Annotated in this window: 8 protein-coding genes; 5 read left to right on the top strand and 3 right to left on the bottom strand. The window is 70.7% G+C overall.

Annotated elements, in window-relative coordinates; all coding sequences use genetic code 11:
• Positions 1 to 2 precede the first annotated feature (2 nt).
• Positions 3 to 626, bottom strand: a complete 624-nt coding sequence (locus FFK22_RS33750) for a glucose-6-phosphate isomerase (protein WP_138892269.1) — start codon at positions 624 to 626, stop codon at positions 3 to 5.
• Between the two features lie 178 nt (positions 627 to 804).
• On the opposite strand from FFK22_RS33750, the gene FFK22_RS33755 reads away from it, so the two are divergent.
• From FFK22_RS33755 to FFK22_RS33775, 5 genes are all read left to right on the top strand, one after another.
• A complete protein-coding gene (locus FFK22_RS33755; RefSeq protein ID WP_138892270.1) occupies positions 805 to 1,770 on the top strand; it encodes a substrate-binding domain-containing protein in 966 nt (321 codons plus the stop codon).
• 50 nt (positions 1,771 to 1,820) lie between these two features.
• On the top strand, positions 1,821 to 3,326 hold the full coding sequence (locus tag FFK22_RS33760; RefSeq protein WP_138892271.1) for a sugar ABC transporter ATP-binding protein: 1,506 nt from the start codon (positions 1,821 to 1,823) through the stop codon (positions 3,324 to 3,326).
• A gap of 3 nt (positions 3,327 to 3,329) precedes the next feature.
• On the top strand, positions 3,330 to 4,316 hold the full coding sequence (locus FFK22_RS33765) for an ABC transporter permease (protein ID WP_138892272.1): 987 nt from the start codon (positions 3,330 to 3,332) through the stop codon (positions 4,314 to 4,316).
• A gap of 20 nt (positions 4,317 to 4,336) precedes the next feature.
• Positions 4,337 to 5,839, top strand: a complete 1,503-nt coding sequence (locus FFK22_RS33770) for an FGGY-family carbohydrate kinase (protein WP_138892273.1) — start codon at positions 4,337 to 4,339, stop codon at positions 5,837 to 5,839.
• 231 nt (positions 5,840 to 6,070) lie between these two features.
• A complete protein-coding gene (locus tag FFK22_RS33775; protein WP_138892274.1) occupies positions 6,071 to 6,973 on the top strand; it encodes an NAD-dependent epimerase/dehydratase family protein in 903 nt (300 codons plus the stop codon).
• A gap of 7 nt (positions 6,974 to 6,980) precedes the next feature.
• Here the strand turns inward: FFK22_RS33775 and FFK22_RS33780 are convergent, their stop codons facing one another.
• Both FFK22_RS33780 and lpxA read right to left on the bottom strand, forming a co-directional pair.
• Entirely contained in the window at positions 6,981 to 7,445 is a 465-nt protein-coding gene (locus FFK22_RS33780) for an SRPBCC family protein (protein WP_138892275.1), read from the bottom strand.
• Between the two features lie 61 nt (positions 7,446 to 7,506).
• Entirely contained in the window at positions 7,507 to 8,292 is a 786-nt protein-coding gene (lpxA, locus tag FFK22_RS33785; protein WP_138892276.1) for an acyl-ACP--UDP-N-acetylglucosamine O-acyltransferase, read from the bottom strand.
• Positions 8,293 to 8,406: the final 114 nt, after the last annotated feature.

Genomic DNA, 8,406 nt, shown 5'->3' on the forward strand with positions numbered 1-8,406 from the left:
GCTCAGGCTCCCGCGAACAGGGCGTCGATCTGCGCCTGCGGCCGCGGCCGGTAGTCCGGGTTGTCGACCGCGACCCAGCCGCCGGCACCGTCGTCCAGGATGCGCTGCCGCATGCCGCCGGCCTGCTCGATGATGCCGTAATCCTGCCCGGCATCGGCAGGGTAGCAGAAGCTCATCACCAGCGCCTCCGCCCCGACATTGACCGAGCGGTGGATCCAGTAGGGCGGCACGTAGCAGATGACGCGCGGTTCGATTGCGACGATGCGGATCTCGCCGGACGGCGATTCCATCAGCATCAGGCCGCGCCCGGCCTCGCCGGTGTAGATCTCCGGCCGGTCGGCCTTGGCGTGGATGTGGCCGCGGGTGAGGAAATACTCCCCACCAATCCGGCCCGGCACCATGCGGGTGACGCCGAAGATCAAATCGCCGGCGGCGGCGGAGGGGCGATAGTCCTGCACCTCGTAGACGATCCGGTCGCCGGCCTCGGACGCCGCCGCCGCAAAGGCCGCCGCATCGCCGTAGAGGCCCGAGAGGTCGGCCAGGGTTTTGACGTAGCGTCCGGTCGCCCCGGAGAGGCCCCCGTCGGTCACGCCGATAACGCATCGCCCCGGCTCGCGCAGCTGCATGGTTCGCTCCGATTTCGTAGTTAAACTACGGATACAGAATGAATGGGCCAGTTTCTGCGGTGTTTCAAGCGCCGATCCGCGCGTCCGTTCACCAGAATCGAATTGACCAACCATCGATTCGGTATTTTAACTACCAAACCGGGTCGGCACAGGCCCGGGGCACCAAGGGAGGATCCGGATGTTCAAGACCGCGTTGACGGGATGCCTGGCCACGACCGCCCTCCTGATCGGCAGCGCCCAGGCGGCGGACTGCATGATCGGCATCTCGATGAAGACGCTGAACGCACCCTATTTCGCGGCGCAGGAGGCTGCGGCCAAGGACCAGGCCGCCAAGGCCGGTTGCCAGGTGGCCACGGCCGATGCCCAGAACGACATGGGCAAGCAGATCGGCGATGTCGAGGACATGGTGTCCAAGGGCGTCAACCTGCTGATCATCAACGCTGCCGACCCGCAGGGGCTGGTCCCCGCCATCAACGCCGCGGCCGCGGCCGGCGTGAAGGTGGTGGCGATCGACAGCACGGTCGACCCCAAGGCCAAGTACATCACCCTGATCCAGTCCTCGAACGACCAGAACGGCTTCCAGGTCGGCCAGTGGCTGGCGCAGTCGACCCAGGGCAAGGATCTCAAGATCGCCCTGCTCTCCGGCGAGAAGGGCAATGTCGTCGGGCAGGAGCGCCGGCTGGGCGTGTTCCGCGGCCTGGTCGAGGGCCAGCTGGTCAATGGCGGCAAGGTCGGCTTCGCCGTGGTCGGCCAGGGCTGGGGCGGCTGGACGCATGAGGGCGGGCTGAAGGCGATGGAGGACCTGCTGGTCGCCCATCCCGACGTCAACGTGGTCCTGGGCGAGAACGATTCGATGGTGCTGGGCGCTCGCAAGGCGCTGGAGGCCGCGGGCAAGCAGAACGACGTGCTGCTGGTCGCCGCCGCCGACGGGCAGAAGGAGGCGTTGCAGCTGATCCAGGAGGGGCAATACGGCGCCACCGGGCTGAACGACCCGGACCTGATCGCGCGCACCGCGGTCGATGTCGGCATGAAGGCGCTGGACGGGTCGCTGCCCGCCGACTTCCCGCGGGTCGACCTGACCACCCCTGACGCCATCACCAAGGACAACGTGGCCAAGTACTACCGGCCAGACGCTGTGTTCTGATCACCAGGGGCGGCGGCCAGCCCGCCGCCCTGCCCTGCCGGAGGGACAGCATGACCGATCTGGTGGATCTGCGCGGCATCGTCAAATCCTTCGGCGGCGTCCGGGCCCTGGCCGGGGTCGACTTCACAGTGCGGCCCGGCGAGGTGCATGCCCTCTTGGGCGAGAACGGCGCCGGCAAGTCGACGCTGATGCGGGTGCTGGGCGGCGAGATGCGGCCCGATTCCGGTGAAGTCCGGATCGAGGGCCAGCCGGTCGTGTTCGGCGGCCCGCGCGAGGCGCTGGAGCGCGGCATCGCCGTGATCCACCAGGAGCTGGCGCTGGCGCCCGACCTGTCGGTGGCCGAGAACATTTTTCTGCGCGAACTGCCGGGCATGATCGCCTGGCCGAAGCTGCAGCGCCGGGCCCGCGCCCTGATCGACCGGCTGGGCTTCGACATCGACCCGCGGCGCCTGGTCGGCGACCTGGCCGTGGCCCACCAGCAGGTGGTCGAGATCGCCAAGGCCTTGTCGAGGGACGTCCGCGTCATCGTCTTCGACGAGCCGACCGCCGTGCTGGCGGCGCGCGACGCCGAGCGGCTGCACCGCATCATCGCCGACCTGCGCGGCGCCGGGGTCGGCATCGTCTACATCTCGCACCGGCTGGAGGAGGTGTTCCGCATCGCCGACCGGATGACGGTGATGAAGGACGGCCGCACGGTCGGCACCGTGACGCCGATCGAGGCCGGGATCGACGACGTCATCCGCATGATGGTCGGCCGGCCGCTCTCCGCCATGTTCGCCGACAAGTCCCGCCGCCAGCCGGGGGCGGAGGCGCTGCGGGTGGAGAATCTCAGCGCCGGCACCCGGGTGCGCGGCGTCAGCTTCGCGGTGCGGGCCGGCGAGATCCTGGGCCTGGGCGGTCTGGTCGGGTCCGGCCGCACCGAGACGGCGCGGCTGATCTTCGGCGCCGACCGGCGCGACGGTGGCGACATCTTCCGCAACGGCCGCAAGGTCGCGATCCGCTCCCCGCTCGACGCGGTGGCCGCGGGCATCGGGCTGGTGCCGGAGGACCGCAAGGGCCAGGGCGTGATCCTGGGGCTGTCGATCCGGGTCAACGCCACCATGGCGCGGCTGAAGCCGGTGGTGAACCCGCTGGGCTTCATCCGCCGCGGCGCCGAGAAGCGCATGGTCGGCGACCTCGCCGGCAGCCTGCGGGTCAAGGCGGCGGGGGTCGAGGCGCCGGTCTCCAGCCTGTCCGGCGGCAACCAGCAGAAGGTGGCGCTGGCCAAGTGGTTCCATGTCGGCGGCGAGGTCATCATCCTCGACGAGCCGACGCGCGGCGTCGATGTCGGCGCCAAGGCCGAGATCTACGGCCTGATCGAGCGCATGGCCGCCGAGGGCAAGGCGGTGATCGTGATCTCTTCCGAGCACCAGGAGCTGTTCGGCCTGTGCGACCGGGTGCTGGTGATGGGCGAAGGCGAGATCCGCGGCGAGCTGCCGCCGGAGCGGTACAGCGAGGAAAACCTGCTGTCGCTGGCGATGATCCGCCGCGACGGCGAGCTGAGGATGGCGGGCTGATTGATGACCACCACGACCGCCGGGACGACGGACAAGCCGCGCAGCCGCACCGATATCGGCGAGCTGTTCCACCGCTACGGCACCTTCTGCATCTTCGTGCTGCTGATCCTCGGCGCCCACCTGATGTCGCCCGCCTTCCTGACCGAGCGGAACATCATGAACGTGCTGCGCCAGATCTCCGGCACCGGAATCATGGCGGTGGGCATGCTGCTGGTGATCCTGACCCGCGGCATCGACCTGTCGGTCGGGTCGGTCTCGGCACTGGGCAGCGTGCTGTCGGCCACTCTGGTCGCCACCTGGTCGCCCGAGGCGTCGACCGCGCTGGTGGTGCTGGCCGGCGCCGGCTGCGGCCTGGTCACCGGCATCCTGGTCGCCTATCTGCGGCTGCCGGCCTTCGTCATGACCCTGGCGATGATGACCGCGGCGCGCGGCCTGTCACTCATCATCTCGAACGGCCAGCCGATCCTGCTGGGCGACAGCGGCCAGGCCTTCACCGATTTCGGCGCCGGCTTCCTGTTCGGCGTGCCGCAGCCGGTGATCCTGATGTTCGCCGTGTTCATCGTCGGCGGGGTGGTGCTGGGCTTCACCAAATTCGGCCGCATCGTCCGGGCCATCGGCTCGAATGAGGAGGCGGTGCGCCTGTCCGGCATCGCCGTGCCGCGCTATGTCTGCGCGGTCTACGTCATCTCCGGCGCGCTGGCCGCCCTGGCGGGCATCATCTCCACCGCCCGGGCGGGGGTCGGCTCGGCCCAGGTCGGCGTCGGCGCCGAGCTGGCGGTGATCGCCGCGGTGGTGATCGGCGGCGCCAGCCTGATGGGCGGGCGCGGCGGCGCGGTCAACACGCTGCTGGGCGCGATGGTGATGGGGGTGATCAGCAACATCATGAACCTGGCCAATGTCCCGGGCTATCATCAGCAGGTCCTGATGGGCGCGATCATCGTGGTCGCCGTGCTGCTGCAGCACGGCACGCGCTGGCTGCGCCGGCATTAGGCCTGCCGCACGGAGCCAGCATGACCCGCGACCTCGCCCTTTCGATCGATGTCGGCACCGGCAGCGCGCGGGCGGCGCTGGTCGATGGGGGCGGCCGGATCCTGGCCATCGCCGCGAAGGAGCACGAGCAGATCGTGCCGCAATTCGGCTGGTCCGAGCAGCGGCCGGCCGATTGGTGGGCCGGGGTGGTGCAGTCGGTGCGCACCGTGCTGGACCAAGTCGAGGGCGCCCGTGGCCGCGTCGCCGCGGTCTGCGCCTGCGGCCAGATGCACGGCACGGTGCTGGTCGACGACACCGGCGCCCTGACCCGCGACACCGTCCCCTTGTGGAACGACAAGCGCACGCTGGACCTGGTCGCGGCCTTCGAGCGCGACCATGCGCCGGACAGCTACCTGGCCGAGAGCGGCAACCCGCCGACCCCGGCCTGGCCCGGCTTCAAGCTGGCCTGGATCCGCGACCACGACCCCGCGGCCTGGCGCGGGACGGCCGCCGTGATGATGCCGAAGGACTACGTCAATTTCCGCCTGACCGGCGAGATCGCCATGGAGGCGACGGAAGGCTCCTGCAGCTTCCTGATGAACCCGGCGACGCGGGGCTGGTCGCCCGCCATGATCGCGCTCTTGGGACTGGACCCGGGCAAGCTGCCGCGCCTGCGGTCGCCGCTGGAGATCCTGGGCGGCGTCACCGCAGCGGCGGCGGTGGAGACCGGCCTGCTGCAGGGCACGCCGGTGCTGGTCGGCGGCGCCGATTATCCGATGGCGCTTTTGGGCTCCGGCGCCTGCAGGCCGGGGCTGGTCTCCGACGTCACCGGCACCTCGTCGATCATCACCCTGATCACCGAGGCGCCGCTGCTGGATCCCGAGATCTGCAACGTCGCCACGATCGAGGGCGGCTGGGGGCCGTTCGTGCTGCTGGAGAGCGGCGGCGACGCCATGCGCTGGGCCCGCCGCGCCTTCCATGAGGGGGCGCTGGGCTATCCTGAGATCGTCGCCAAGGCGGCCGAGGCCGCGCCGGGCGCCGGCGGCCTGTTCTTCCTGCCCTATCTGGTGGGCGAGCGGCTGGGCGCCCACCGCAACGCCCGGGCGCAGTTCTTCGGCCTCGGCGCCGGGCACGGCCTGGCCGAGCTGCACCGCGCGGTGCTGGAGGGCGTGGCCTTCGCCGTCGCCCGCCACATCCGGGTCATGGAGGCGGCCTCGGGCCGGCCGCTGGACCGGCTGATCGCGTCGGGCGGCGGCGCCAAGACCGCGCTGTGGCTGAAGATCAAGGCCAGCGCCACCGGCCTGCCGATCCTGGTGCCGGAGGAGGCGGAATGCGGCGTGGTCGGCTGCGCCGCCATGGTCGCTGCCGCCACCGGCCGGTTCTCTTCGGTGCAGGATGCGGCCGGGGCCTTCGTGCGCTACGGCGCCGAGATCGCGCCCGACCCCGCCTGGGCCAAGCGCTATGCCCGGATGCAGCCGGTGTTCGACCGGCTCTACCACCACAGCCAGGCGCTGTATGACGATCTAGATGGGATCACGGCGTAGCGGCCCCTCCCCTTACCGTCATTGCGAGAAGGCGAAGCCGACGAAGCAATCCAGGGCCGTTTGGTGTGGCCCCTGGATTGCTTCGCTGCGCTCGCAATGACGGTGTAGGGAAGCCTCGTGGGCGCCTTCCGTCTGTGAATTCGTTTCATGCCAGCTTGTCCGGCCCGCCGGCTTCCCGAGGCGTCCCCCTGCCCTCATGTTGTTCGAAGGACCACGGACGAAAGCATCGGCATGACCATCTTCCTGACCGGCGCCAGCGGCTATATCGGCGGCGCCGTCGCCCTGCGGCTGATGCGCGACGGGCACCGGATCCGCGGCCTGGCGCGGTCGCCGGAGACGGCGGCGCGGCTGCAGGCGCTCGGCATCGAGCCCGTGCTCGGCGACCTGTCGGACACGGCGCTGCTGGCCCGGGAGGCGCAGGCGGCCGATGCGGTGGTCAACGCCGCCAGCGCCGACGACCGGGCGGCGGTCGAGGCCCTGCTCGATGCGCTCGCCGGCAGCGGCAAGCCGTTCCTGCACACCAGCGGCACCAGCGTGGTGGCCGACGATGCCCGCGGCGACCGGGCTTCGGACCGGATTTATGACGAGGACACGCCGGTCGAGCCGGTGCCGGGCAAGGCGGCGCGGGTCGCCATCGATCGGCTGATCGTCGAGGCCGCCGGGCGCGGCGTGCGGTCGGCGGTGCTGTGCAACAGCCTGATCTACGGCACCGGGCCGGGGCTGAACGCCGACAGCGTGCAGATCCCGGCGCTGGTGGCCGCGGCGCGCAAGACCGGCGTGGTCCGGCACATCGGGCGCGGGCTGAACATCTGGTCGAACGTGCATGTCGACGACATGGCGGAGCTCTACGCGCTGGCGTTGGCCCGCGCCCCGGCCGGCGCCTTCTATTACGTCGAGAACGGCGAAGCGTCCTTCGCCGAGGCCGCGGCGGCGATCGCCCGGCGGCTCGGCCTTGGCGCGCCGCAGCCCTGGCCGATCGATGACGCCATCGCCGCGCTCGGCTTCGGCCATGCCGTCTATTCGCTGGGCTCGAACAGCCGGGTGCGTGGCAAGCGAGCCCGAGCCGAATTGGGCTGGGCGCCGCGACACGCCTCGCTGATCGGCTGGATCGAAGGCGAGATGCCGGCGGGCTGACCAGCCCCTAGCCCCGCAGATACCGGGCGAAGTCGGCGAAGATCAGCGGCCAGCCCTGAGGCGAGGCCATGCCCTCGCGCAGCCGCCCTGCCCCGTCGCCGTGCCGCTCGAAGTCGCGGTGCTCCAGTTCGACCCGGGTGCGCCCGTCCTCCGGCACGAAGCGGATCTCGATCTCGCTGGCCCGCGCCTCCGGCTCCGGCGCCCGGTCCGGGCTGACGGCGAAGGACAGCACCAGTCGCGACGGCGGCTCCCAGGCGCGGATCTCGCCCCAGGCAGTCTCGCGGCCGGCGCGGTCGCGCTCGAACCACAGGCCGCCGACCCGCGGCTCGACCACCGCGGTGTCGAGGTCCACCCCGGCATAGGTGTAGGCGAGCGGCCACCACCGGCCGAGCTCGCCGGTGAAGGCGTCGAAGGCGCGCTCCGGCGGCGCGTCGACGGTGATGCCGGCTTGAATCGGGCTCACGGCGGTCATGGCGTCCTCCTCGAAGATCGGCTTCGAGTGATCAACACGCCGAGGCGTCGACCGGTTGCCGTCAGGCCGCGACCAGGCCGCGCCTGGTGTCGGACAGGAATTCCAGCAGCTCGGCCACGCCCCTGTCGCCGGCATGGTCGTGGCGGACCCGGGCCATCCGCTCCGCCTTCTCGCCGGTGCCGCGGAACAGGGTGCGGAAGACCCGGCGCAGGGCCAGCACCTCCGGCTCGGTGAAGCCGTGGCGCCGCAGCCCGACCTCGTTCAGCGACACCAGCCGCGCCCGGTCGCCCTGGACCAGGCAGAAGGGCGGCACGTCCTGCGCCACCATGGCGCCGGCGGCGACGAAGGCATGGGCGCCGATGCGGGTGAACTGGTGCACCCCGGCCAGGCCGCTGATGTGGACATGATCGCCGACCTCGACATGGCCGGCCAGGGTCGCGGCATTGGCGAACTGGGCGTGGCTGCCGATCCGGCAGTCATGGGCGATGTGGGCGCAGGCCATGAACAGGTTGCTGTCGCCAACCTCGGTCAGCCCGCCGGAGACGCCGACGCCGGGCTGGATGGTGACGTATTCGCGGATGATGTTGTCGTGGCCGATGACCAGCCGCGTCTCCTCGCCCTTGTATTTCAGGTCCTGCGGCGGCGCGCCGACCGAGGCGAACTGGAAGATCTGGTTGCGGTCGCCGATCTCGGTCCGCCCCTCGATCACCGCATGCGGCCCGACGATGCAGTCGCGGCCCAGCCGGACCTTCGGCCCGATCACGGCATAGGCGCCGATGCGGGTGCCCTCGCCGATCTCGGCGCCCGGCTCGATGATCGCGGTGCGGTGGATCAGGGACGACGTCATACGGATTCCCAACGGAGGACGCCGGTCAGTCCGGCACGCTGGCGATCCTGCCCAAGGGAAGGCAACGCTCAAACTCAAAAATTGTTACAAATCATTGCGTTGGCCACTGAAGCC

The organism is Mycobacterium sp. KBS0706, assembly GCF_005938675.2.
Lineage (GTDB): Bacteria > Pseudomonadota > Alphaproteobacteria > DSM-16000 > Inquilinaceae > Inquilinus.